Genomic DNA, 23,130 nt, shown 5'->3' on the forward strand with positions numbered 1-23,130 from the left:
GACGCGGTAGTCTCGCCCCGCCAGCAATCAGCTCACCCTCCCCGCTAACGACGCGCCCCCGAGCGCAGAACAACGGAGCACCCCCTCAATGAGACGAGCGAAAATCGTCGCCACCCTCGGCCCGGCAACGTCGTCGTACGAGACCATTCGTGCGATCATCGACGCCGGTGTGGACGTGGCCCGCATGAACCTCAGCCACGGCAGTTACGACGTCCACGAGGGCGTCTACCGCACGGTGCGCAAGGCGGCGGACGACGCCGGTCGCGCGGTCGCTGTCCTGGTCGACCTGCAGGGTCCCAAGATCCGCCTCGGCAAGTTCGAGGGCGGGCCGTACGCCCTCGCCGAGGGCGACGTCTTCACCATCACCACCGAGGACGTCCTCGGCACCAAGGAGCTGTCGGGCACCACGTTCAAGGGCCTCCCGGACGACGTGAACCCGGGCGACATGCTGCTCATCGACGACGGCAAGGTCGCTGTCCGCGTCACCTCCGTCGAGGGCCAGCGCGTGGTCACCGAGGTCGTCGTGCCCGGCAACGTCTCGAACAACAAGGGCATCAACCTGCCCGGAGTCGCGGTCAACGTCCCCGCCCTCTCGCAGAAGGACGAGGACGACCTCCGCTGGGCGATCCGCCTCGGCGCCGACATCATCGCGCTCTCGTTCGTGCGCAACGCGAGCGACATCACGCGCGTGCACGAGATCATGGCGGAGGAGGGCCGCAAGGCTCCGGTCATCGCCAAGATCGAGAAGCCGCAGGCGGTCGACAACCTGCAGGAGATCATCGACGTCTTCGACGGCATCATGGTCGCCCGCGGCGACCTCGGTGTCGAACTGCCCCTCGAGGCGGTGCCGATCGTGCAGAAGCACGCGGTGGAGCTCGCCCGTCGCTGGGCGAAGCCGGTCATCGTCGCGACGCAGATGCTCGAGTCGATGATCGAGAGCCCGCGCCCCACGCGCGCCGAGGCCTCCGACGTCGCGAACGCCATCCTCGACGGCGCCGATGCCGTGATGCTCTCGGGCGAGACCAGCGTCGGGGCCTGGCCGGTCGTCACCGTCCAGACCATGGCCCGCATCGTCGAGTCCACCGAGGAGCACGGCCTCGAGCGCATCCCTCCGCTCGGCAGCAAGCCTCGCACCCAGGGCGGATCGGTCACGCTGGCCGCCGCCGAGGTCGCCGAGTTCGTCGAGGCCAAATTCCTCTGCGTCTTCACGGAGTCCGGCGATTCCGTGCGCCGCATGACGCGCCTGCGCCACGGCATCCCGATCATCGGTTTCACTCCGGAGCCGGCTGTCCGTCGCCGGATGGCTCTGAACTGGGGAGTGCAATCGTTCGTCACCCCGCGGGTGAACCACACCGACGCGATGTTCGCCCAGGTCGACGCGGTCCTGCTCCGCGAGGGCCTCGCCGAACCCGGCGAGACCGTCGTCGTCGTCTCCGGATCGCCCCCCGGGCGCGCAGGCACCACCAACGACATGCGGGTGCACATCGTCGGCTCTTCGAGCTCAGCCGACAAGGTCGAGAACTGGGACCACTGAGTCCAACACCCCGGAGGGTCCGGTCGCCTCGGCGGCCGGGCCCTCCGTCGTCCGCGGGAGCGCGGTGACGAGCCGGCCCTCCTCAGCCGGATACGGTGGTCGGATGCGACTCGGCGTACTCGACATCGGCTCCAACACGGTCCACCTGCTCCTCGTCGACGCGCATCCCGGAGCCCGCCCGGTGCCCTACCGCTCGCACAAGCGCAGCCTCGCGCTCGTCGCCCACCTGGATACGGCCGGCGACATCACCGAGCAGGGCCAGCGCGAGCTGATCTCGTTCGTCGCCGAGGCCGCCGAGGTCGCCCGCGAGCACCGCGCGGAGGACCTGCTCGCCTTCGCCACCTCCGCGGTCCGGGAGGCCGGGAACGGCGCGGCGGTCCTCGAGCGGGTGCGCGCCGAGACCGGGGTTCACCTGCAGGAGCTCGGCGGGGAGGCGGAGGCGTCGGCCACGTTCCTCGCCGTGCGCCGCTGGTTCGGCTGGGGGGCGGGCTCGATACTCGGGCTCGACATCGGCGGGGGTTCGTTCGAGCTGGCGAGGGGGGTCGACGAAGTGCCCGAGCTCGCAGTCTCGGTGCCGCTGGGTGCTGGGCGCGTGACCCGCGACCTGCTGGTCGGCGATCCCGCCTCCGCCACCAGCGTCAAGGCAGCTCGCCGTCACGCCCGCGAGCTGCTCGCGGAGCCGGTGCGCGCCTTCCTCTCCCTCGGCCGTCCCGACCTCGTCGCGGGCACCTCCAAGACCTTCCGCTCGCTCGCGCGGATCACAGGTGCTGCACCGAGTGCAGCGGGACCGCTGGTGCGCCGGGAGCTGCACCTGGTCGACCTGCGCCTGTGGTCCTCGCGGCTCGCCGCCATCAGCGCCGCCGACCGGTCGGCCCTACCGGGCGTCTCGGCCCTGCGGGCGCCACAGCTGCTCGCCGGTGCGCTGGTGGCCGAGGCGGCGATGGACGCCCTCGGCGTCGAGACGCTGGTGATCTGCCCGTGGGCGACCCGCGAGGGGCTGATCATCCGGCGCTTCGAACTGCTCGACGCGCAGATCCAGCGCGAGGAGCGTCAGACCAGCGCGATGCTGTAGGAGAGGGAACGCTGCTCGCCGGCGCCCAGGACGAGCTGCCGCGGCTTGTCGACGATGTCGCCGTCCCAGCCCTCCGGCGTCGGCACGCCGCGCCAGGGCTCGAGGCAGACGAAGGGGGCGCCGACCGGCTTCCACACGCCCACCACATCGAAGTCGCCCGTGTCGACCTCGACCGAGCGAGCGGCTCCCTCGGCCTCGAGACGGAGCGAGCGGCGGCGCGACTCGTCGAAGATCATGACGCCCTGCTCGAAGTGCGTGTCGTCGACCCTCAGCGCACCGTTCTCGAGCGGCGCCGGGTGACGCTGCTCCAGCAGCAGGTTCTCCGGCGCGCGACGGAACCCCTCCGGCTCGGGCTGCGCGAAGCGGATGCGGTGCTCGCCGCGTGCCGCCGGCAGCGGCAGCGCGAAGGCCGGGTGGTTGCCCACCGACACTCCGAGCGGGCCCGCGCCGCGGTTCTCGACGGTCTGAGTGATCCGCACGGTCGCACCGGTGACGGCGTACGCGATCAGGAGAGTCCAGTCGAAGGGGAACACCGCACGGGTGTCCTGGTCGCTCCGCAGACGGAAGACGGCCTCGTCGGCCGAGACTCCCGCGAGCTCGAAGACCCGATCGCGAGCGATGCCGTGCTGGCCCATCGGGTAGTCGAGCCCCTCGTGGTGGAGCGTGTCGTTCGGCAGCCGGCCGATGATCGGGAACAGCACCGGGGCGTGGCGGCGCCACTCTGGGCCGGCCTGCCAGAGGTACTCACGGCCCTCGCCGTCCCGGAGGGACGTCATCTCGGCACCGGCTGTCGTCAGCGCGATGCGCAGGCTCTCGCTGCCGACGGTGAGAACGGTGGGCTCGGGGGAGTCGCTGCTGCTCATGCTCCGATTCTGCCCGTCACCCGGATCGCGCGGGCGCTCGGCGAGCGTGTCGGGGGTGCGTGGCACGATGGTGCGATGCCCTCCGAGACGCCCTCTGCTCCGTGGCGTGCCCGCGTCGCCGAGCTCAGCGGCTCCCTCGAGGGCGAGGCCGCTCCGGTGCTGACGCCGATCGGCCTGCAGTTCGAGCTGCGGCGGCTGGTGCGTCGCGCCGACGATCCGTGGCGGGCCCCTGCGAGCGAGCGCATCAGCGCGAAGGGCTATGACCCCGACGAGCGGCGGGAGTACCGGCTCGCGACGCGCCCGGTGGTGCGGGGGAGGGGCGGGGCGTGGAACCGCAGCACGCTCACCTGGAAGTCGCTGAACTTCCAGACCCACCGGCTCGCGCTCGATCCCGAGCATCAGCGCTGGTTCGCCGAATTCGCAGCGCTGCACCGCGCCACCCGGACCGTCCACCTCGGCCAGGATCCGGACTGGATCCACCTCGACGACTACGAGAGCCCGCTGCTCTGGCAGCTGCTCGAGCACGCCCACGCGGCCGCGATCCCCCTCCTTGCACCCGAGAAGGGCACCGTCCGGCTCGCGGGCGACGCCCGCCTCGCGATGACCGTGTCCGAGGAGGAGGGCGCGCTGCACCTGCGGCCCGTCCTGCGGATCGACGGCGCCGAGCATCCGCTCGAGTCCGCTCGCCCGATCGCCCGGCACGGGATCTACGCCGTCACGTCGGACGATCCCTCGTCGCTCGTGCTGGCACCGGCTCCCCTGCCCTTCGGCGACGAGGAGCTGAGGCTGCTCGATCACCCCGGCAGCACGGTGGTGCCCGCGCACGACGTCGTCGAGTTCGTCCGCGAGCACCTTCCCGCGCTGCGAAGCCGGGTGGCGCTGCGCGACGAAGGGGTGGCGCCCGCGCTCGACCAGCCCGAGCCGCCCCGACTGGTGTGCACCGTCTCGTTCGAGCCCCGGCGGGACGTGCGGGTCGACTGGCACTGGCGGCGATCCCCCGATCGCGCCGGCGAGATCGACGGCACCGCCGACGCGGCCCACGAGCGCGCCGTCCTGCTCAGGGCGCGCTCTGTGCTCGCCGAGGCCGGGTCCGCGCTCGTCCCGGAGCCGGGGTCGAGCGCCGTCCTGCGGGGAGCCGAGGCCGCGGTGTTCGTGGTCGAGCAGCTGCCGGTGCTCGAGGGTGTCGGCGGAGTGCGGGTGGAGCGCGAGGGCGTGGCTCCCGACTACCGCCTCCTGAACGGACCGCTCACGATGACCGTCACGGCTGTGGACACCGAGAGCGCCGACTGGTTCGACCTCGGGGTGGTCGTCACGATCGGCGACGCGACCGTGCCCTTCCTCCCTCTGTTCCGAGCCCTGTCGTCCGGCGGCGACCGCATCCGCCTCGTCGACCACTCCTACCTCTCGCTCGCCCACCCCGGCCTCGACCGCCTGCGCGAGCTGCTGACCCGCGCCGACGAGCTCGGCGAGTGGGAGACGGGCCCCCGGCTCGGCCGTCACCAGACCGCGCTCTGGAACGAGCTGGAGGAGCTGGCCGACGAGAGCATCGCCTCCGACGCGTGGCGTGATGTTCTCGCGTCCGCGCTGGCGGCGGGCTCGCCGACCGAGGTGGAGCCGCCGGCAGGTCTCCGCACCGGCCTTCGGCCCTATCAGCGCGTGGGGTACGCCTGGCTGGTGCACCGCCTCCGCAGCGGTCTGGGCGGGATCCTCGCCGACGACATGGGCCTGGGCAAGACCCTGCAGGCGCTGGCGATGATGCTCGAGGCGGTCGAGGAGGCGCGTCGCACGGGGGAGCGCCGCGCGCCGTTCCTGGTCGTGGCGCCGACGTCGGTCGTGCCGGGTTGGCGCTCGGAGGCCGAGCGCTTCGCGCCGAGCCTGCGAGTGCACATCGTCCGCAGCTCCCGCGAGGGCTCGCTCGAGGCCGTGCCGGCCGACGCCGACGTGGTGCTCACCAGCTACGCCGTTCTCCGGCTCGGCGGCGAGCGGTGGGCATCGCGGACATGGTCGGCTCTCATCCTCGACGAGGCCCAGTTCGTGAAGAACCCCGCCTCAGAGACGCATCGCGCCGCTCGCGGAGTCGGGGCGCCCGTCACCCTCGCTCTCACCGGCACCCCGCTCGAGAACTCCCTCGACGAACTCTGGGCGGTGGTGGCGCTGGTGGCGCCCGGTCTGCTCCCGCCGCTGCGACGGTTCCGCGAGGAGTACACCCGGCCGATCCTGCACGCGGAGGCGCCGGTCGGCATCGCCTCGCCCGATCTCTCCGAGGGTCGCACCGTCGCCCACACCGAGGGAGCGCGCCGCCGGGTCGAACGTCTGCGCCGACGACTCCGCCCGTTCCTCCTCCGTCGCACCAAGGAGGCGGTGGCGCCGGAGCTGCCGGAGAAGCAGGAGCAGACCGTCGAGGTCGTGCTCGCCCCGAGCCATCGGGTGCTCTACGACGGCTACCTCCAGCGCGAGCGGCGCAAGCTGCTGGGCCTCGTCGACGACCTCGACCGTCAGCGCTTCACCGTGTTCCGCTCGCTCACACTGCTGCGCCTGCTGGCGCTCGACGCCTCCCTCATCGACCCGGCGTACCGGCACGTGCCGTCCGCCAAGCTCGAGGCGCTGGTCGAGCAGCTCGGTGACGTCCTCGCCGAGGGACGGCGAGCGCTCGTCTTCAGCACGTTCACCTCCTACCTCGAGCGGGCGGGGGAGCGGCTGCGGGCGAGCGGGATCCCGTTCGTCCAGCTCGACGGATCGACGCGGGATCGGGTCGGGGTGATCGACGAGTTCCGCTCCGGAGCGGCACCCGTCTTCCTGATCAGCCTCAAGGCCGGCGGCACGGGCCTGACCCTCACCGAGGCCGATCACGTCTTCATCCTCGATCCGTGGTGGAACCCCGCGGCCGAGGCCCAGGCGGTCGACAGGGCCCACCGCATCGGTCAGGAGCGGCGGGTCAACGTGTACCGCCTCATCGCTCAGGACACGATCGAGGAGAAGATCGTTCGGCTCCAGGAGCGCAAGGGCCGGCTGAGCGCGGCGGTCCTCGACGAGGGTGAGCTCTTCGCCCGGACGCTGACCGCAGGCGACCTGCGGGAGCTCCTCGCCGAGTGACGACCCCTCCGACGGATCGCCAGCCGCGACCCAGCCTCCGAGCGCACACTGAGCGGATGAGCCGCCGCCGACCCCGTCCCCGCGCCGACTGGGTCGTCGCCCTCGAGACGGGGGAGGACGCGGGCCTCTTCGGACCGGGGAGTGCGGTGTGGGCAGTCAACGGCGGCCTGCCCACGATGGTCGCAGGGGTGCGCGCTCTGCTGATGCAGACCCTGCACGCCGGTGCGATGGCCGGTGTCCACGACCACTCCCGCTACCGCGAGGATCCGATGGGCCGCCTCGACAACACCGTGCGCTGGGTGCTGACGACGAGCTTCGGCGACACGACCGCCGCGCGTGACGCCGCCGGCTGGGTCACGGGCGTCCATGAGCGGATCGTCGGCTCCTACGACGACGCCGACGGTCACGAGCGCTCCTACTCCGCCCAGGACCCGCGGCTGCTGCTCTGGGTGCACGACGCCTTCACCGAGGCGTTCCTCGGGGCGCACAAGATCTGGGGAGGCGCGATCCCGGGCGGACCGGATGCCTACGTCCGCGAATGGGCGGCCTCGGGACGTCTGCTCGGCGTCGAGCACCCGCCCGAGACCGAGGCGGAGCTGCGGGCCCAGCTGGCCGGCTTCGCGGGCGAGCTGAAGCCCGATGAGCGGGTTCGCGAGGCGGTCGGCTTCCTCCGTGACATCCGGCTGCCCGGCGAGGCGGGCGTGGTCTATCCGTTGCTCTTCGCCGGCGCTGTCGCCTCGCTCACCCCCGAGGTGCGGCGCCTGCTCGGTCTGCGGCGGCCGTGGTGGCCGGCGATCACGGCCACTCGTCTCCTCTTCGTGGTCCTGCGGCGTCACCTCGGTCGCGTCCTGCCGAGCGAGCGGGCGGCCCTCGACCGCATCGCCGGTCTGGAGCAGACGGCCGCTCGCAGCTCCTGAGCGGCCGTTCTCGAACACCTGTCCGGGAAGTGGTATGCTTCCGTCGATGACTTCCGCTCGCCTCGCCTCCATGCACGCGGCGGAGTCCCCCTCGTCACCGGGATCCGCCGATCCGCGTGCCCGCCGCACCCGGCGACGCGTGTTCGACGCAGTCGAGCGCATCGTCATGCAGAGCGACGGGGATCGGGCAGAAGGCATCGCGGTGAGCGACATCGTCCGCGAGGCCGGCATCAGCCGCAGCTCGTTCTACGCGCACTTCGACGACGCGGCGGGAGTCGCCTCCGCCCTGCTCCGCGAGGACCTGGTGGTCGCCGACGTGACCGAGTCCGATTCCGCCGACCGCACGGGCGCCGACGCTCTGCAGCGCGGATACTCCCGTCTGGTCGAGCGCCTGGTCGACCGCCACGCCTTCCACGCCCGACTGCGCGCCCGTTCCTCTGCCCGCGTCGCCTCCGACGACGCCGTGCTCGGCACCGCCCTCGCCCTGCACCGCGAGGTGCTCGGCCGGGTCGACGTCCCCGCCGAGGTCGACACCGACCTCACCGCGACCTTCGCCGCGGGAGGGGTGCTCGCCGTAGCGGGAGCCTGGCTCGCCGGCTCGCTCGACGGCACCGACGAGGAGATCGTCGACCACCTGGTGGCGCTCCTCCCGCCCTGGCTCGCCGAAGCGCCGCTGCGGCCCCCTGCTTCCCCACTCCCCCCACGCCCCACGATGAAAGGCACGACATGATGACATTCGAGGTCGGCGAGACCCTGGTCTACCCCCACCACGGAGCGGTGACGATCACGGGACTCGAGAAGCGCTCGGTCAAAGGCGTCGAGAAGACGTTCATGACGATGAACGTGCACACCAGCGAGCTCACCATCACCCTCCCCGTCGAGAACGCCGAGCTCGTCGGCGTGCGCGAGATCATCGACGACGCGGGCGTTCAGGCCGTCTACGACGTCCTGCGCAGCGATGTTGCCGAGGAGGCCAGCAACTGGTCGCGCCGCTTCAAGGCCAATCAGGAGAAGATGGCCAGCGGCAGCGTCTACCGCGTCAGCGAGGTCGTCCGCGACCTATGGCGCCGCGAGCAGGCCGGCGGGGTCTCGGCCGGTGAGAAGCGCATGCTCCTCAAGGCCCGTCAGATCCTCGTGTCCGAGCTCTCGCTCGCTCTCAAGGGCACCGACGAGGAGGCCTCGGCCACGCTCGACGAGGTCCTCGCCTCGGCGATCTGACCTCCCGTGGCGGCAGGTCGGCTCATTCGGGCCGGCACGCCGCGATGATCCTCTCGGCCACCTCCTCCGGAGTCGCCGAGCCGTCGATGCGCACGAGCAGGCCCCGCTCGGTGTAGACCTGCTCGAGCGGGGCGGTCTCACGCTCGTAGACGGCGATCCGGGTGCGGACGACCTCGGGATCGTCGTCGGCCCTGCCCTGGTCCGCCGCGCGGGTGTGCAGGCGTGAGAGGACCACCTCGGGATCGGCGCTCAGCATCACGACACAGGAGAGTTCGGCTCCGCGCTCCCGCAACATCCGCTCGAGCTCGTCCACCTGCGCGAGTGTGCGCGGGTAGCCGTCGAGGATGAAGCCCTCGTGCGCGTCCGGTTCGTCGAGCCGCTCCGCGACCAGGGTGTTCGTCACCTCATCGGGGACGTACTCGCCGGCCTCGACCAGAGAGCGCAGACGCCGGCCCAGCTCCGTGCCGTCGGCCACGTGCGCGCGGAACAGCTCGCCCGTCGAGATCGCCGGCACGCCCAGGTCGCGGGCCAGGATCGTCGCCTGGGTGCCCTTGCCCACGCCGGGCGGGCCCATCATGATGACGCGCATCGCTCGTCCTCCTCGGTGTCGTCAGGTGATCGTAACGGTGCTCGGCGGTGAGGCCGGTGACGGCGGCGCCCGTAGGCTGGTCGGACGAGGCGAGGAGGGACGATGCCCGGAGCCGAGCAGGCCGCCCTCGACCTGGCGTCGCTGCTGAGCGAGGTCTCGGCCGAGCTGTCGGCCCGAGGGGTCGCGGATCAGGCTCTCGCCGAGCTGCGTACCCCGCGCCCCGTCCTCGGTTTCCGGAGGAAGCCCGTGATGGCACCGGTCGCCCGCGCCTGGCGCCTCGGAGTCGTGCTGCTGGGGCACGACGGCGAGCTCGCCGCGACGGGCTCGGTCACTCGGGCCGTCGCTCCGCTGCACGCCAACAACCAGTCGGAGTCGCAGGAGGCGCGCCGCGAGATCCGGCGCGCAGCGTTCGACGGACCGTTCCGCGAGGGCGAGATCGTGAACTACGGTTGGCGTCGCCTCGCGACCGACGCGGCCGCGCTCGAGCGCGGCCAGGAGCCGTTGGTGCTGCGAGGCGGTGACGTGCTCGTGCGCTGGGCAGCGGGTTTAGGCGATCAGGGCCTGATGCCCCTGCGCCGCTACCTCGCCGACCGACTCGACCTGCTCGACGCCGACTAGCTCCGGGTCACTCCTCCTCGTCGACCGGGTGGAACCACGGCGGGTACACGGCGACCCTCGGCGAGGCGTCGACGCTCTCGAACAGTGCCTTGACCCGCTTCCGCGCGGCGACCGAGGCGACTCCGACCGTCGCTATGCCGTCGAGCGGGAAGCGCTCGGGGACCAGGGCCTCGGCACTGCGCAGCGCCGGCTCGTCGACGAGCAGTCGCGCGAACGTGCGGACGAGCGCGTCGCCCTCCGTGAATCGGGTGAGCACGTGGGAGGCGTCGCCGTCGCTCAGCACGGGGGCGGAGGCGAGCGATCCCACGAGGACCACGAACTGCGAGGCCGTCGTGCCCTGAGCGCTCGGCGACCAGTGCGGCGCGACGCGCTCTCCGCGCAGATCGGCCCAGAGGGCGGCATCGGGGGAAAGGAAGAAGGGGACGAATCCCGCGACGCTCACGCCGTCCTTGACCTGCACGGCACGGCGGTGCTCGCGAGTGGTCGGTGCACTGACGTCGACGGCGGGACGGGAGTCGAGCAGCTCATCGGCGAGGATGGCGCCGGCGGCGACGATCGCCTCGAGGTTGTCGAGGTGGGTCACGTGGTAGATCCGCTGGGCCGCGATGTCGACCTTCGGCAGGGGCTTCTCACGCGCCGTTCCGCGGGCCGCGGCACGCGCGGTCGCCGCTCGGGACGTGCCGGGCACGCGGGCGGGTGCGCGAGTGGCGCGGCCGACGGGCTCGGGGAGCTTGGCGGGGGAGCAGACGTCGCAGAGCGCGATGTCGAGGCCGTGGATGCATTCGGTGGGCACTCTGGAATCCTTCTGCGGGCGGTCTCGGGGGTCCGGCGCAAGGACGACGTTACGCGACCTCGGCGATCGAGCGGCTCGGCGGCGGCGATCAGCGGGCGCGCGACGCCCGGCCGGGCGTCTCCCGGGAAGCGGGCGCGGGGCTTCGGCCGACGCGTAGCGTGAACAGCATGAAGCGCGTACGGCCCGCCGAGGGCCAGGAATCCGTCTGGGACTATCCGCGACCGCCGAGGGTCGAGACGACCCCCGAGCACGTCGTCGTCCGGCTGGGCGGCGTCGTCGTCGCCGAGACCCGGGCGTCGCTCCGTGTGCTCGAGACGAGTCATCCACCCGTCTACTACCTCCCTCTCGCGTCCTTCGCTGCGGAAGCGCTCGAACCGGCGCCGGGTCGCAGCTACTGCGAGTTCAAGGGGGCGGCGGCGTACCTCACCGTGCGGGGCGGTTCAGGAGCTGTGGCCGAGGGCGCCGGCTGGACCTACCCGGAGCCGGCGCCCGGCTTCGAGGCGCTCCGCGGCACGGTGGCGCTCTACCCGGGGCGGATGGACTCGTGCACGGTCGACGGCGAGAGCGTGCAGCCCCAGCCGGGGGACTTCTACGGCGGCTGGATCACGTCCCGCGTGGTCGGTCCCTTCAAGGGGTCGCCCGGCACGATGGGCTGGTGATCCGAGGGCTGCGCCTCCGACAGCGCCGAGGGTGACACAGCGGGTGACACCGCACCGCCGCGGGTACCGCCGTGGAACCCTGGCCGCACCGCCGGTGGTCGGCGGCGAGGAGGCGGGACAGATGGCGGACGCGGCGAGCATCGCGGGTGAGTGGGGCTTCGCGACCCGGCAGCTGCGCCCGGCGGCGGTCGAGGATCCTGTGCGGCTGGTCGCTGCTTCCGCGCATTTCGGCGATGATGCTCTGCTGGCGATCGCCGCCGGGCCGTCGCGCGACCTCGAGCGCGTGAGCTCCTGACCGCGAAGGCCCGGCTCGGGCTGATCGCCGAGCGGAGCGCGTTCGTGGGCACCGCGGAGGAGGTGTCCGACGTCGTCCAGGAGCTGGGCGAGGACGCGTACAACGACGGGCTCGCCTTCTCTGGAGACTTCGACCTGACCACGCTGCACCAGATGCTGGACGAGCTCGTGCCGATCCTGCGACGGCGGGGCATCCTCCGCCGCGGCTACCCGGGAGGCGGGTTGCGGGGAAGCCTCGCCGAGTTCTCGACGAGCATCGTGCGTGCCGCGTCGACTCCCGAGACCTCGAGCGGCCACTCCGGACGCACGAACGTCTCGGGTGTCACCCGGAAGCGCACCTCCTCGACGCCTGCCCCGTCCGAGCCGACGATGCGGCTCGTCCCGTTGGTCCGGTAGCCCAGCGCCTCCGAGACGCGGATCGAACGGGTGTTCCAGGCGAGGGCGGCGCTCTCGGCGACCTCGGCTCCGAGGTGGTCGAAGGCGAGGAGCAGCACGGCTGCCCGCATCTCGCGGCCGAGCCCGCGTCCTTGCGCCGACCGGGTGAGCCACGACCCCGAGGTCAGGGTGCGGGTGGCCGCGAACGCCTCGGCGACGATGTCCTGGCAGCCGATCACCGTTCCGCTCTCGACGACCGCGAACGCCACGTGCCACGACTCCCTGGTGATCCCCGCCCGCTGTTTCCAGTGGAAGCGTGCGTACTCGGCGGGAAGCAGGTCGGCCGGCGCCTGGGCCCACGTCGAGGGGAATGGCGAGCGGCCGATCTCGTGGATGCCCGCGAGCGCCGCTGCCGCGAGCCCGCCGAGGTCGGCGTCGCGCACCGGGTGAAGCTTGAGGCGAGGGGTGCGCAGTTCCAGTGAGAACAGGGGCCAGGGATCGATGCTCATCCGACGACGGTAGCGAACCGGAGGCGCGCGCCCGGCGACCCGGCGCGCCGGTCCTGTGCCGGTCGTGCCGCTCCTGTGCCGGTGGCGGGACTCGAACCCGCACGCCCTCTCGGACAGAGCATTTTGAGTGCCCCGCGTCTGCCATTCCGCCACACCGGCGCACAACGAGCCAGCTGAGAATACCGTAGGCTTCCGTGCGTGACTGACCAGGAACCCTCGTCGACCGCACCCCGTCGGGTCGTCGTCGCCGAAGACGAATCGCTCATCCGCATGGACATCGTGGAGATCCTCCGCGACAACGGCTTCGAGGTCGTCGGCGAGGCCGGAGACGGCGAGACCGCCGTGGCCCTCGCGACCGAGCTCCGTCCCGACCTGGTGATCATGGACGTCAAGATGCCCCAGCTCGACGGCATCTCCGCGGCCGAGCGCCTCTCGAAGGCGCACATCGCCCCGGTCGTCCTCCTCACCGCCTTCAGCCAGAAGGAGCTCGTCGAGCGGGCGAGCGAGGCGGGTGCCCTCGCCTACGTCGTGAAGCCCTTCACTCCCAGCGACCTGCTGCCGGCGATCGAGATCGCCCTCTCGCGCTACGCCCAGATCCTCACCCTCGAGGCCGAGGTCGCCGACATGGTCGAGCGTTTCGAGACTCGCAAGCTCGTCGACCGCGCCAAAGGCCTGCTCAACGAGAAGATGGGGCTCTCCGAGCCCGAAGCCTTCCGCTGGATCCAGAAGGCGTCGATGGATCGTCGCCTCACGATGCACGACGTCGCGCAGGCGATCATCGAGCAGCTGAGCCCGAAGAAGGCCTAGCGCTCCTCAGGCCTAGCGCTCCTCAGGCCCAGCGCTCGTCGGTCGAGCGCTCACCCTGGCGCGGGGCTCACGGCCCGAGGCGATCACGGCCAGAGGCGGGTGCGCTCCCACGGGGAATCGCCTGCGTCCGTCGTTACCGGGCGGTACTCCAGGCGGGTGTGGTCCTGCTCGGGGGCGCTCGACCCCTGCCAGAACTCGATCCGCTCCGGGACCACCCGGTAGACCGCCCAGTCGCGATCGAGCGTCGCGGGCGAGCATCCGATGGCGACGCTGGTCTGCAGCGTGACGAGTCCGAAGTCCGCGGCGCTGCGCATCGGCTCGCTCTGGCGCCCGACGAGGAGAGCCGTGCGCGCAGGTTCAGAGCGGCGGCGGAAATCGTCGGCGGACTCCTGTGCAGAGGCGCGTTCACTGCGGCCCTCGACGCGGACCTGCCGGCCCTGCACCGGCCAGAAGAAGGTGAGCGCGGCATGCGGGTTCGCCTCCATCGCGCGCCCCTTCGGGCTGGAGGCGTGGGTCGAGAACGCCCAGCCCGCTTCGTCGATCTCGCGCAGCACGAGCACGCGTGCAGAGACGGTGCCGTCGTCGGCGGCGGTGGAGAGCGTCGCGGCGTGGGGGAGGAGCTGCCCCGCGCCCTTCGCCTCCTCGAGCCACAGCCCGAACAGCTCGATCGGGTTGGCCGGAGCCGCCTCCGCGTCGAACGGAGGCAGCTCGGAGGGCAGGGGCGGGAGGCTCTTGAGGAGTTGGCGAAGGCTCACCCGCTCAGTGTCGCCCCTCGGGCTCGGAGAGGACAGTCGCGCGCGGTCGCTTGACAGCGCCACCGAAACCAGTGTTACGGTGAAGAAGGCCGCTCATGAGGGGGTTTTCTCGAATCAATGCACAATTCATACTAATAACGTTGTATTGGTTGTGAACCAGCAGAAAAATTTTGGGTGGCTTTTCTATTTCACATCAATAAGCGTGGGGTACATATGCTGAAAGAAAAACATTGTCTCTTATGCTTGCGGCAGTGACTGTCGCAGGTTCAATTTTCGGTTCCGCCCACGTGGCGGATGCTCAGATATCGCAAAGAAGCAACTCGCAATCGGGCGAAGTGCTTCCCGCGGCAGACGAAGCAATTCGAGCGCTGGATTCTCTTAACCTACTCGCGACCGATTCTCTGCTGTCTGACCGTGCGCTCACGGCCCCTGAGGTAGACAAGCAGGCACGTCTCGGCGGGGAAAAGAATTCCGCCCTGGCTTCTGAGACTCTCAGTGAGAGCGACGGACTCTCAATCTCGACTCCTCAGGGCGAGGTGGGTATGACCCCTGCAAATCTCGGCAAGGGAAGGCGGGTCGACTCCGGCGTCATGCTCTTCCCAGACGAGCACGCAAATGTAGTCATGACTAGCTCTCAAGATGCGTCGGCGGCGGCGGGCTATGTTGTCATCCCGGGAGCAGATTCTCCTACTGAGTATCGGTTCTCTTTTACAGCAAATAATGCCCCTGCCGAACTCGAGTTAACCAGTAGGGGTGGTGTGCTCATCAAGGACGAGGAGGGAAACGTCCTGAATTCGGTCGCGCCGCCGTGGGCTCGAGGCTCTGACGGCGCCGATGTCGAAACCTGGTACGAGGTAGACGGAGACGAACTCGTGCAGCATGTGCAGCACGCCGGTGCTAGTTATCCAGTGGTCGCTGATCCCAGTCTCGAATGTGATGCCGCGTTGTGCACGCTACTGTACAGTCGCTCGGACACTCAGCGTCTAGCAAATGAGTCTAACTTCGCCGCCGCGGTGCTCTCGGCCGCGTGTGGGTCGGCAGCCTGGGCCTGCGGTCTTGCCGCGGGGGTTGCGATCGATGCCGCGAACCGGGCGGATAATGAGGGAAAATGCGTCGGAATCCGCCATTTGCACTACGTGGCTGCCGCATCTTTCCCCGTCGTGGAACCTTGCAGGGAGTAGGAAATGTCGCACACTTCTGCAGTTCGCGAGTCGAGATGGGGTCAACCTCGGACCAGGCTCGGCTTACTTCTCTTCACAGTCTCGCTCGTCATCGTGCTCGCGGTCGGGGCATCTCGATCGGTCATCGAGACGACGGCGCCCGCTGTGGTCCTGATAGGCGGTCTACTGCTCCTCGCGTTCCTACCTCGAGCGATCCCGCCATCCTCGGAAGGGAAGTGGGCATGGTTCCTTGAACGAATCAGCACGGCGTCCGCGGCGCGCGCGTACTACGTCCAGCTGGCGATAGGCGTCGCAGGCATGGTGCTCGCCTTTCAGCTCGGAGTGCCGATGGCGTCCTTCGTCGCGGCGGGAGTCGTCGCAGTCCTCGGAGCGGCCCTCGACATCACCTCCCGTAGCGAGGCCTGACAGGTCGAGGCGGGGCCCCTTCAGCGGGCGTCGCGGAGGATGTTGGTGATCCGGACGGTGGAGAGGCGGCGCCCCTCCTGATCCCGCACGACGATCTCGTGCGTGGTCAGGGTGGTGCCGAGGTGCAGGGCGTCGCAGGTGGCGATCACGAAACCCGAGCGCACGGAGCGGCTGTGGCTCGCGTTCAGCTCGATGCCCATCGCGAGCCGGCCCTTGCCCGCGTGGACGTTCGCCGCGATCGACCCCATCGACTCCGCCAGCACCACGTGAGCACCGCCGTGCAGGATGCCGACCGGCTGCCGATTGCCCTCGACGGGCATCGACGCGACCGAGTGCCGCGGCGTGAGCTCGTGCCAGACGATCCCCATCCGTTCGGCGAGTTCGCCCATGCCGCGGCCGATCCCGGTGACCAGGTCGAGTGAGGGCGGGCGGATCCAGGCGGTCGTGCTGGGGGTCGGCTCGGTCACGTCGCTCCTCGCGCTGGAGCCTCGGAACGGCCCTGACCGGCGGGCGCGAGCGGGCCGATCCGGTGTCGGAGGCGCTGTGTAGTCTGGCCGTGTGTCAGATCCGGAACAGCCTACCCTCCTGCTCGTCGACGGCCATTCCTTGGCGTTCCGGGCCTTCTATGCGCTCCCGGTCGACAGCTTCCAGACCCGCGACGGCCAGCACACGAACGCCATCCACGGCTTCCTGTCGATGCTGATTCTGCTGCTGAAGAACGAGAAGCCCACCCACCTCGGCGTCGCGTTCGACATCTCGCGGTACTCGTTCCGCACCCGCGAGTACCCCGAGTACAAGGGCACCCGCGGCGAGACCCCGCCCGAGTTCAAGGGCCAGGTCCCCCTCCTCGAGGAGGCGCTGCACGCGATGAACATCCGCACCGTCTCGAAGGAGGACTTCGAGGCCGACGACATCCTCGCCACCCTCGCCCGTCAGGGGGCCGAGGCCGGCTTCCGCGTGCTCGTCGTCTCGGGCGACCGCGACACCATCCAGCTGGTCACCCCCGAGGTCACGTTGCTCTACCCCTCCACGCAGGGCGTCTCGCAGCTCACGCGCTACGACCGCGACAAGGTGTTCGAGAAGTACGGCGTCGAACCGCATCAGTACCCCGAGATCGCCGCGCTCGTCGGCGAGACGAGCGACAACCTGCCCGGAGTCGACAAGGTCGGTCCGAAGACTGCGGCGAAGTGGGTGAACCAATACGGCACGGTTGCCGACATCATCGCGCACGCGAACGAGATCAAGGGTGTCGTCGGCGAGAAGCTGCGCGAGCAGAAGGAGAACGCCCTCCGCAACCGCCGGCTCAACCGCCTCATCACCGATGTCGAGCTGCCGCTGGGCCCCGTCGACCTCGCTCGCCGCCCCATCGATCCCGAAGCCGTCCGCGAGATCTTCAGCCGCCTCGAGTTCAAGACCCTGCAGGAGCGGGTGCTCACCATCGCCGCCGAGGAGGGCGTCGACGGCGCAGCCGCCGCTCTCGCCGGCGACGTCGTGACGACGACCGCCCCCGCGGTGCGCACGCTGGTCGACGAGGAGCTCGCGCACTGGCTCGACCGGGTGTCCGCGCAGGGAACGGCGCCCGTCGCCGTGCAGGTGCAGCTGGGGGCGGATGGACTCGAGGGAGTGGGCCTCGCCGTCGAGAGGGAGACCGCCTTCGTGCCCTGGGCGGCCGAGCGGCCTGACTACACCGCACTCGAGGAGTGGCTTGCGGGCCGCGCGCCCAAGTACTTCGCCGACGCCAAGCCGCAGATCAAGGCGCTCCGCCGGGCGGGACTGCCGGTCGCGGGCCTGGCCTTCGACACCCGGGTCGCCTCCTGGCTGCTGCAGCCTTCCGGGCACCCGGCGACCCTGGCCGCGCAGGTCGCGCAACACCTCGACGAAACCATGGCTCAGGGAGACCCGGACCAGCTCGTCCCCGCGGTCGAGCCGATGGGTCCGGCCACCGAGGCCTGGTACGCGTACCGGCTCGTGGGCGCGCTCACGGAGCGGCTCGGCGAGGGGATGCTGTCGGTGCTGGTCGACATCGAGCTGCCGATCGTGCAGGTCCTCGCGACGATGGAGCTCACGGGGGTCGCGATCGACGCCGAGGTCCTCGCACGCCTCCGCGGCGAGCTGACGCTCACCGCCGCCGAGCTCGCGAGTCGGGCCTTCGCCGAGATCGGGCATGAGATGAACCTCGGCTCGCCCAAGCAGCTCCAGCAGGTGCTGTTCGGTGAACTCGACATGCCTCGGACCCGCGCGACAAAGACCGGCTACACGACCGACGCCTCCGCCCTCGCCGATCTGCAAGAGTCGCACTCCCAGCCCTACCTCGGCCTGCTGCTCGAGCACCGCGACGCGACGAAGCTCAAGCAGATCATCGAGACGCTCGAGAAGTCGGTCACCGCCGACCGCCGGATCCACACCAGCTACGACCAGACCGGCACGGCCACGGGCCGCATCTCGTCGAACGACCCGAACCTCCAGAACATCCCGGTCCGCAGCGACGTGGGTCGTCGCATCCGCACCGCTTTCGTGCACAGCGCCGAGGCGAGCACTCTGCTCACGGCCGACTACTCGCAGATCGAGATGCGGATCATGGCGCATCTGTCGCGCGATGCCGGATTGATCGAAGCGTTCCAGAGCGGCGAGGACCTGCACCGCTTCGTCGGTGCCCGCATCTTCGGTGTCGAGCCGGGCGACGTCACCTCGGCCATGCGCAACAAGGTCAAGGCGATGTCCTACGGCCTCGCCTACGGTCTGAGCGCGTTCGGCCTCTCGAAGCAGCTCCGGATCTCGAGCGCCGAGGCGAAACAGCTGATGACCGACTACTTCGTCCGCTTCGGCGCCGTCCGCGACTACCTCCGCAGCGTGGTCGAGCAGGCTCGTGAGACCGGCTACACCGAGACCATCTTTGGACGCCGTCGACCCTTCCCCGACCTCCAGAGCACGAACCGCGTCCTCCGCGACAACGCGGAGCGAGCCGCTCTCAACTCGCCCATCCAGGGCTCGGCGGCCGACATCATGAAGCGCGCGATGATCGGCGTGCAGTCCGATCTCCAGCAGCGCGAGCTGGGCTCGCGGATGCTGCTCCAGGTGCACGACGAGCTCATCTTCGACGTTGCTCCCGGCGAGGAGTCGGTTCTCGAGGAGATCGTGCGCGCACGGATGGCGGGCGCCGCCGATCTGAGCGTGCCGCTCGAGGTCCAGGTCGGTCACGGAGCGGACTGGGACGTCGCAGCGCACTGAGCCGGAGGACGTAGGAGCGCCTGGCTAGGCTCTGAGGCATGAGCACCGACATTCCCCGCGAGCCCTCCGCCGTCGATCGCGTCGCCGAGCGCTGGGTCGACACGCTGGTCGATCTCGACCCGACCCTCGGCACCGCGATCGGCCGCTCAGAGGCGAACGGCCGGTTGGGCGACTACTCGCCCGACGGCCTCGAACGGGTCCGCGCCGCGACAGCCGCTGCTCTCGCCGAGCTCGAGCGCACCCAGCCGCTCGACGACGTCGATGTCGTCACCGTCGCCGATCTGGGCGCCGGGCTGCGGCTCTCGCTTGAGGCGCACGACGCCGGCTTGGCACTGCGCGACATCAACGTCATCGCCTCGCCCGCTCAGGAGCTGCGCGACGTCTTCGATCTGATGCCGACCGACGACGTCGCCGACTGGGAGGCGGTCGCCGAGCGCCTCCTCGCTCTGCCTGCCGCTGTGGCGGGCTACGCCGAGACCCTCCGCGAAGGCATCCGCACTGGAGTGGTGCCGGCGCGCCGGCAGGTGGCGCTCGTGGCCGAGCAGGCCGAGAAGATCGCCGCCCCGCGCGGCTTCTTCGCCGAGCTGGCCGCCGAGGCCGCGCCTGCCGCCGGTTCGCTGCCCGCCTCGCTCGCGCAGCGACTCGAGGACGCCGCACGCCGCGCCTCCGCCGCCTACGGCGGGCTCGCGCAGTTCCTCCAGAATGAGCTCGCCCCCGCGGCCACCGAGCAGGACGCCGTCGGCCGGGAGATGTACGCCCTGCACTCCCGTCGGTTCCTCGGTGCCGTCGTCGACCTCGACGAGACGTACGAGTGGGGGATCGAGGAGCTCGCCCGGATGACCGCCGAGCAGGAGGCGATCGCCCGCGAGATCCTGCCTGGCGCTTCCGTGGCCGAGGCCATCGCCCACCTCGACACCGATCCGGCGCGCACGCTGCACGGCGTCGAGGCCCTGCAGCGCTGGATGCAGGAGACGAGTGACCGCTCCGTCCGCGAACTCGCCGGCACGGCGTTCGACATTCCGGAGGAGGTGCGCCGTCTCGAGTGCCGGATCGCACCCACCCACGAGGGCGGCATCTACTACACCGGCCCGAGCGACGACTTCTCCAGGCCCGGCCGGATGTGGTGGTCCGTGCCGACCGGTGTGACCGAGTTCGCGACCTGGCGGGAGCTGACCACGGTCTATCACGAGGGAGTACCCGGCCATCACCTGCAGATCGGGCAGGCCGTCCACAACCGTGCGCGGCTCAACACCTGGCGCCGTCAACTGGCGGGGACCTCGGGCCACGCCGAGGGCTGGGCGCTCTACGCCGAGCGCTTGATGGAACAGTTCGGCTACCTCGACGATCCGGCCGACCGGCTCGGGATGCTCGACGGCCAGCGGATGCGCGCCGCCCGCGTCGTCCTCGACATCGGCGTGCACCTGCAGAAGCCGATGCCCGGCTCCGGAACGGCGTGGACCGCCGAGTCCGCGCTCGAATTCCTCCGCGGGAACGTGAACATGGATGACGCGTTCGTGCGTTTTGAGGTGAACCGCTACCTCGGCTGGCCGGGTCAGGCGCCGTCCTACAAGATCGGTCAGCGGATCTGGGAGCAGCTGCGCGACGAGGCCGAGGCCCGAGAGGGTGCCGCCTTCTCACTCGCCGCGTTCCACAAGCGCGCACTCGATCTCGGCGGAGTCGGCCTCGACACGCTGCGCACGAGCCTCGCCGGCTGAGGACCGACCACCGCCGGAGATTGCCACCCGCCTCCCGGTCCGGCTACGCTGGGGTGTCACATCTGTGGCGTCGCCGTGCCTGCGGCGCGCGAGGAGGGCCGGCCCGCCGGTCGTGCCGATCGTCGCCTCCGGGCCGGAGTCACCCTCCTCACCATCGCAGTGGTCACCACTCCGCTGAGCCGACAGGCCGGCCGGTGCCCGCAGCCCGAGACCCATCCATCCTGGAGCATCCCTTAATGACAACCGCAACGACCGACAAGGCAACCAAGCAGGTCGCGATCAACGACATCGGGTCTGCTGAAGACTTTCTTGCCGCGGTCGAAAAGACACTGAAGTTCTTCAACGACGGAGACCTCATCGAAGGCACCGTCGTGAAGATCGACCGCGACGAGGTCCTCCTCGACGTCGGGTACAAGACCGAGGGTGTCATCCCCTCGCGCGAGCTCTCCATCAAGCACGACGTCGACCCGTCGGAGGTCGTCAACGTGGGCGACAGCGTCGAAGCCCTCGTCCTGCAGAAGGAGGACAAGGAGGGTCGTCTGATCCTCTCGAAGAAGCGCGCCCAGTACGAGCGCGCCTGGGGCGACGTCGAGAAGATCAAGGAGTCCGACGGTGTCGTCACCGGCTCGGTCATCGAGGTTGTCAAGGGGGGTCTCATCGTCGACATCGGCCTGCGCGGCTTCCTCCCGGCCTCGCTCATCGAGCTGCGACGCGTGCGCGACCTCACGCCGTACCTCGGCCAGGAGATCGAGGCGAAGATCCTCGAGCTCGACAAGAACCGCAACAACGTGGTCCTGTCGCGTCGCGCGCTCCTCGAGCAGACGCAGTCCGAGAGCCGCACCACGTTCCTGAACAACCTGCACAAGGGTCAGGTCCGCAAGGGCGTCGTGTCCTCCATCGTCAACTTCGGTGCGTTCGTCGACCTGGGCGGCGTCGACGGTCTCGTGCACGTCTCCGAGCTGTCGTGGAAGCACATCGAGCACGCCTCCGAGGTCGTCGAGGTGGGCCAGGAGGTCACCGTCGAGATCCTCGAGGTCGACCTCGACCGCGAGCGCGTGTCGCTCTCGCTCAAGGCGACCCAGGAGGACCCGTGGCAGGTCTTCGCCCGCACCCACGCGATCGGTCAGGTCGCGCCGGGCAAGGTCACGAAGCTGGTCCCGTTCGGTGCGTTCGTCCGCGTCGCGGACGGCATCGAGGGCCTCGTCCACATCTCCGAGCTGTCAGGCAAGCACGTCGAGCTCGCCGAGCAGGTCGTGTCGGTCGGTGAAGAGGTGTTCGTCAAGGTCATCGACATCGATCTCGATCGTCGCCGTATCTCCCTCTCGCTCAAGCAGGCGAACGAGGGCGTCGACCCGGAGGGCACGGAGTTCGATCCCGCGCTCTACGGCATGGCGACCGAGTACGACGAGCAGGGGAACTACAAGTACCCCGAGGGCTTCGACCCCGAGACCAACGAGTGGCGCGAGGGCTTCGAGACCCAGCGCGAGGCCTGGGAGCTCGAGTACGCCTCGGCTCAGGCTCGCTGGGAGGCCCACAAGGCGCAGGTCGCCAAGTCGCAGGAGGAAGCGGCCACCGTCTCCGAGGGCGTCTCGGTCGGTGCCGGGTTCACCGGCGAGTCGACCACCGGAGGCACTCTCGCCGACGACGAGTCGCTCGCCGCACTCCGCGAGAAGCTCTCCTCGAGCAACTGATTGCGAGCACCACGCATCGAACGGCCGGTCCCCTCGGGGCCGGCCGTTCGGCGTCTCCGGAGCAGTGGCTAGGCTGGTCCAGTGCATCTCGTCGCGCTCACCGGAGGCATCGCTTCGGGCAAATCCACCGTCGCCCGTCGACTCGCCGAGCGCGGGGCCGTGGTGGTCGACGCCGACCGGCTCGCCCGAGAGGTCGTCGAGCCGGGTGAGCCCGCACTGGCGGCCATAGCCCAGCGCTTCGGACCCTCCGTGATCCGCTCCGACGGATCTCTCGACCGTGCGGCGCTCGGGGCGATCGTGTTCTCGGATGAGGCTGCTCGAGCCGACCTGAATGCGATCACCCACCCGGCGGTGACTCTCCGCTCGCAGCGCCTGTTCGCGGAGGCGTCCACGGCGGATCCTGACGCCGTCGTGGTCTACGACGTCCCCCTTCTCGCCGAGGGTCGAGGCGCAGGGGAGTTCGACGAGGTCGTCGTGGTGCACGCCCCGCAGGAGGTCCGCGTCGAGCGCCTGGTCGCTCTGCGCGGCATGACGGAGGAGGAGGCGCGCGCCCGGATCTCGTCGCAGGCGAGCGATGAGGAGCGGCTGGCCCTCGCCGACGTCGTGATCGATTCCTCCGGAACCCTCGAGGAGACGCTCGCGCGGACGGACGCGCTCTGGGCGAACCTCGCACGCTGACCCCGTGCGATCCGCAGGGCGTCCGTGCACGGGAGCGCTTGCCTCGCTGTACCCGGTCGACGGGTGACGGGATCCCTGCCGCTCGAGCGGTTCGAGACGTCGGGGGCAGGAGTCCGTTCGCCGGAAGCGCACCAGA

At 70.3% G+C, this 23,130-nt stretch carries 22 protein-coding genes and 1 tRNA gene; 16 read left to right on the forward strand and 7 right to left on the reverse strand.

Annotation, left to right across the window (positions count from 1 at the left end; all coding sequences use genetic code 11):
- Positions 1-88 precede the first annotated feature (88 nt).
- Together pyk and GSU10_RS07005 are read left to right on the forward strand one after the other, a co-directional pair.
- Positions 89-1,534: a pyruvate kinase gene (gene pyk / locus GSU10_RS07000; protein WP_068207926.1), complete on the forward strand. Its 1,446-nt coding sequence runs from the start codon at positions 89-91 to the stop codon at positions 1,532-1,534.
- 103 nt (positions 1,535-1,637) lie between these two features.
- Positions 1,638-2,606, forward strand: coding sequence for a Ppx/GppA family phosphatase (locus tag GSU10_RS07005; protein WP_132504363.1), 969 nt, complete (start codon positions 1,638-1,640; stop codon positions 2,604-2,606).
- Here the strand turns inward: GSU10_RS07005 and GSU10_RS07010 are convergent.
- Entirely contained in the window at positions 2,585-3,469 is an 885-nt protein-coding gene (locus tag GSU10_RS07010) for an aldose 1-epimerase family protein (RefSeq protein WP_068207953.1), read from the reverse strand. The two genes, GSU10_RS07005 and GSU10_RS07010, sit on opposite strands and share 22 nt — an antisense overlap.
- 75 nt (positions 3,470-3,544) lie before the next feature.
- Between GSU10_RS07010 and GSU10_RS07015 the strand changes: the two genes are divergently transcribed.
- From GSU10_RS07015 to GSU10_RS07030, 4 genes are read left to right on the forward strand one after another with little or no spacing between them, the layout of a single operon-like run.
- Positions 3,545-6,562 carry a DEAD/DEAH box helicase gene (locus GSU10_RS07015; protein ID WP_132504361.1) on the forward strand — a complete coding sequence of 1,006 codons (3,018 nt, stop codon included), beginning with the start codon at positions 3,545-3,547 and terminating at the stop codon, positions 6,560-6,562.
- 56 nt (positions 6,563-6,618) lie between these two features.
- Positions 6,619-7,479 carry an oxygenase MpaB family protein gene (locus tag GSU10_RS07020; protein WP_068207916.1) on the forward strand — a complete coding sequence of 287 codons (861 nt, stop codon included), beginning with the start codon at positions 6,619-6,621 and terminating at the stop codon, positions 7,477-7,479.
- Between the two features lie 46 nt (positions 7,480-7,525).
- Positions 7,526-8,209 carry a TetR/AcrR family transcriptional regulator gene (locus tag GSU10_RS07025; protein WP_158286070.1) on the forward strand — a complete coding sequence of 228 codons (684 nt, stop codon included), beginning with the start codon at positions 7,526-7,528 and terminating at the stop codon, positions 8,207-8,209.
- Positions 8,209-8,697, forward strand: a complete 489-nt coding sequence (locus GSU10_RS07030; RefSeq protein WP_068207950.1) for a CarD family transcriptional regulator — start codon at positions 8,209-8,211, stop codon at positions 8,695-8,697. The genes GSU10_RS07025 and GSU10_RS07030 overlap by 1 nt, the downstream gene beginning before the upstream one ends.
- 22 nt (positions 8,698-8,719) lie before the next feature.
- Here GSU10_RS07030 and GSU10_RS07035 read toward each other — a convergent pair whose 3' ends face one another.
- Positions 8,720-9,286 carry an adenylate kinase gene (locus GSU10_RS07035; RefSeq protein WP_068207910.1) on the reverse strand — a complete coding sequence of 189 codons (567 nt, stop codon included), beginning with the start codon at positions 9,284-9,286 and terminating at the stop codon, positions 8,720-8,722.
- A 102-nt stretch (positions 9,287-9,388) separates the two neighbouring features.
- On the opposite strand from GSU10_RS07035, the gene GSU10_RS07040 reads away from it, so the two are divergent.
- Entirely contained in the window at positions 9,389-9,904 is a 516-nt protein-coding gene (locus tag GSU10_RS07040) for a hypothetical protein (protein WP_068207908.1), read from the forward strand.
- A 7-nt stretch (positions 9,905-9,911) separates the two neighbouring features.
- Here the strand turns inward: GSU10_RS07040 and GSU10_RS07045 are convergent, their stop codons facing one another.
- Positions 9,912-10,697, reverse strand: a complete 786-nt coding sequence (locus GSU10_RS07045; RefSeq protein WP_158286069.1) for a DarT ssDNA thymidine ADP-ribosyltransferase family protein — start codon at positions 10,695-10,697, stop codon at positions 9,912-9,914.
- Between the two features lie 167 nt (positions 10,698-10,864).
- On the opposite strand from GSU10_RS07045, the gene GSU10_RS07050 reads away from it, so the two are divergent.
- Together GSU10_RS07050 and GSU10_RS07055 are read left to right on the forward strand one after the other, a co-directional pair.
- Entirely contained in the window at positions 10,865-11,356 is a 492-nt protein-coding gene (locus tag GSU10_RS07050; protein WP_068207944.1) for a DUF427 domain-containing protein, read from the forward strand.
- Between the two features lie 43 nt (positions 11,357-11,399).
- Positions 11,400-11,651, forward strand: a complete 252-nt coding sequence (locus tag GSU10_RS07055; protein ID WP_132504355.1) for a hypothetical protein — start codon at positions 11,400-11,402, stop codon at positions 11,649-11,651.
- 205 nt (positions 11,652-11,856) lie between these two features.
- On the opposite strand, the gene GSU10_RS07060 is transcribed toward GSU10_RS07055, so the two are convergent.
- Together GSU10_RS07060 and GSU10_RS07065 are read right to left on the reverse strand one after the other, a co-directional pair.
- Entirely contained in the window at positions 11,857-12,534 is a 678-nt protein-coding gene (locus tag GSU10_RS07060) for a GNAT family N-acetyltransferase (RefSeq protein WP_068207902.1), read from the reverse strand.
- A 76-nt stretch (positions 12,535-12,610) separates the two neighbouring features.
- Positions 12,611-12,693, reverse strand: a tRNA-Leu gene (locus tag GSU10_RS07065).
- A gap of 39 nt (positions 12,694-12,732) precedes the next feature.
- On the opposite strand from GSU10_RS07065, the gene GSU10_RS07070 reads away from it, so the two are divergent.
- Entirely contained in the window at positions 12,733-13,341 is a 609-nt protein-coding gene (locus GSU10_RS07070; protein WP_068207899.1) for an ANTAR domain-containing response regulator, read from the forward strand.
- An 83-nt stretch (positions 13,342-13,424) separates the two neighbouring features.
- On the opposite strand, the gene GSU10_RS07075 is transcribed toward GSU10_RS07070, so the two are convergent.
- The gene (locus tag GSU10_RS07075) at positions 13,425-14,096 is read right to left on the reverse strand and encodes a pyridoxine/pyridoxamine 5'-phosphate oxidase (protein WP_158286068.1); all 672 of its coding nucleotides are present in this window, start codon (positions 14,094-14,096) and stop codon (positions 13,425-13,427) included.
- Between the two features lie 251 nt (positions 14,097-14,347).
- Between GSU10_RS07075 and GSU10_RS07080 the strand changes: the two genes are divergently transcribed.
- Positions 14,348-15,277: a hypothetical protein gene (locus tag GSU10_RS07080; RefSeq protein WP_132504353.1), complete on the forward strand. Its 930-nt coding sequence runs from the start codon at positions 14,348-14,350 to the stop codon at positions 15,275-15,277.
- 3 nt (positions 15,278-15,280) lie between these two features.
- Entirely contained in the window at positions 15,281-15,682 is a 402-nt protein-coding gene (locus GSU10_RS07085) for a hypothetical protein (protein ID WP_132504351.1), read from the forward strand.
- 20 nt (positions 15,683-15,702) lie between these two features.
- On the opposite strand, the gene GSU10_RS07090 is transcribed toward GSU10_RS07085, so the two are convergent.
- A complete protein-coding gene (locus tag GSU10_RS07090) occupies positions 15,703-16,149 on the reverse strand; it encodes a PaaI family thioesterase (protein ID WP_413784017.1) in 447 nt (148 codons plus the stop codon).
- A 91-nt stretch (positions 16,150-16,240) separates the two neighbouring features.
- Between GSU10_RS07090 and polA the strand changes: the two genes are divergently transcribed.
- From polA to coaE, 4 genes are all read left to right on the forward strand, one after another.
- Entirely contained in the window at positions 16,241-18,910 is a 2,670-nt protein-coding gene (gene polA, locus GSU10_RS07095; RefSeq protein WP_132504349.1) for a DNA polymerase I, read from the forward strand.
- Between the two features lie 38 nt (positions 18,911-18,948).
- Positions 18,949-20,625: a DUF885 domain-containing protein gene (locus GSU10_RS07100; protein WP_068207896.1), complete on the forward strand. Its 1,677-nt coding sequence runs from the start codon at positions 18,949-18,951 to the stop codon at positions 20,623-20,625.
- A 236-nt stretch (positions 20,626-20,861) separates the two neighbouring features.
- Positions 20,862-22,316 carry a 30S ribosomal protein S1 gene (gene rpsA, locus GSU10_RS07105; RefSeq protein ID WP_132504347.1) on the forward strand — a complete coding sequence of 485 codons (1,455 nt, stop codon included), beginning with the start codon at positions 20,862-20,864 and terminating at the stop codon, positions 22,314-22,316.
- Between the two features lie 81 nt (positions 22,317-22,397).
- Entirely contained in the window at positions 22,398-22,994 is a 597-nt protein-coding gene (coaE, locus tag GSU10_RS07110; protein ID WP_068207893.1) for a dephospho-CoA kinase, read from the forward strand.
- Positions 22,995-23,130: the final 136 nt, after the last annotated feature.

The sequence above is a fragment of the Rathayibacter tanaceti genome (assembly GCF_009834165.1).
Taxonomy (GTDB): Bacteria; Actinomycetota; Actinomycetes; order Actinomycetales; family Microbacteriaceae; genus Rathayibacter; species Rathayibacter tanaceti.

Excerpts from the sequence above, each read along its gene's own strand:
- pyk (WP_068207926.1), top strand. The coding sequence starts at position 89 with ATGAGACGAGCGAAAATCGTCGCCACCCTCGGCCCGGCAACGTCGTCG.
- GSU10_RS07085 (WP_132504351.1), top strand. The coding sequence starts at position 15,281 with ATGTCGCACACTTCTGCAGTTCGCGAGTCGAGATGGGGTCAACCTCGG.
- GSU10_RS07020 (WP_068207916.1), top strand. The coding sequence starts at position 6,619 with ATGAGCCGCCGCCGACCCCGTCCCCGCGCCGACTGGGTCGTCGCCCTC.
- GSU10_RS07040 (WP_068207908.1), top strand. The coding sequence starts at position 9,389 with ATGCCCGGAGCCGAGCAGGCCGCCCTCGACCTGGCGTCGCTGCTGAGC.
- rpsA (WP_132504347.1), top strand. The coding sequence starts at position 20,862 with ATGACAACCGCAACGACCGACAAGGCAACCAAGCAGGTCGCGATCAAC.
- GSU10_RS07100 (WP_068207896.1), top strand. The coding sequence starts at position 18,949 with ATGAGCACCGACATTCCCCGCGAGCCCTCCGCCGTCGATCGCGTCGCC.
- GSU10_RS07025 (WP_158286070.1), top strand. The coding sequence starts at position 7,526 with ATGACTTCCGCTCGCCTCGCCTCCATGCACGCGGCGGAGTCCCCCTCG.
- GSU10_RS07035 (WP_068207910.1), bottom strand. The coding sequence starts at position 9,286 with ATGCGCGTCATCATGATGGGCCCGCCCGGCGTGGGCAAGGGCACCCAG.
- GSU10_RS07005 (WP_132504363.1), top strand. The coding sequence starts at position 1,638 with ATGCGACTCGGCGTACTCGACATCGGCTCCAACACGGTCCACCTGCTC.
- GSU10_RS07015 (WP_132504361.1), top strand. The coding sequence starts at position 3,545 with ATGCCCTCCGAGACGCCCTCTGCTCCGTGGCGTGCCCGCGTCGCCGAG.
- GSU10_RS07060 (WP_068207902.1), bottom strand. The coding sequence starts at position 12,534 with ATGAGCATCGATCCCTGGCCCCTGTTCTCACTGGAACTGCGCACCCCT.
- GSU10_RS07030 (WP_068207950.1), top strand. The coding sequence starts at position 8,209 with ATGACATTCGAGGTCGGCGAGACCCTGGTCTACCCCCACCACGGAGCG.
- GSU10_RS07050 (WP_068207944.1), top strand. The coding sequence starts at position 10,865 with ATGAAGCGCGTACGGCCCGCCGAGGGCCAGGAATCCGTCTGGGACTAT.
- GSU10_RS07010 (WP_068207953.1), bottom strand. The coding sequence starts at position 3,469 with ATGAGCAGCAGCGACTCCCCCGAGCCCACCGTTCTCACCGTCGGCAGC.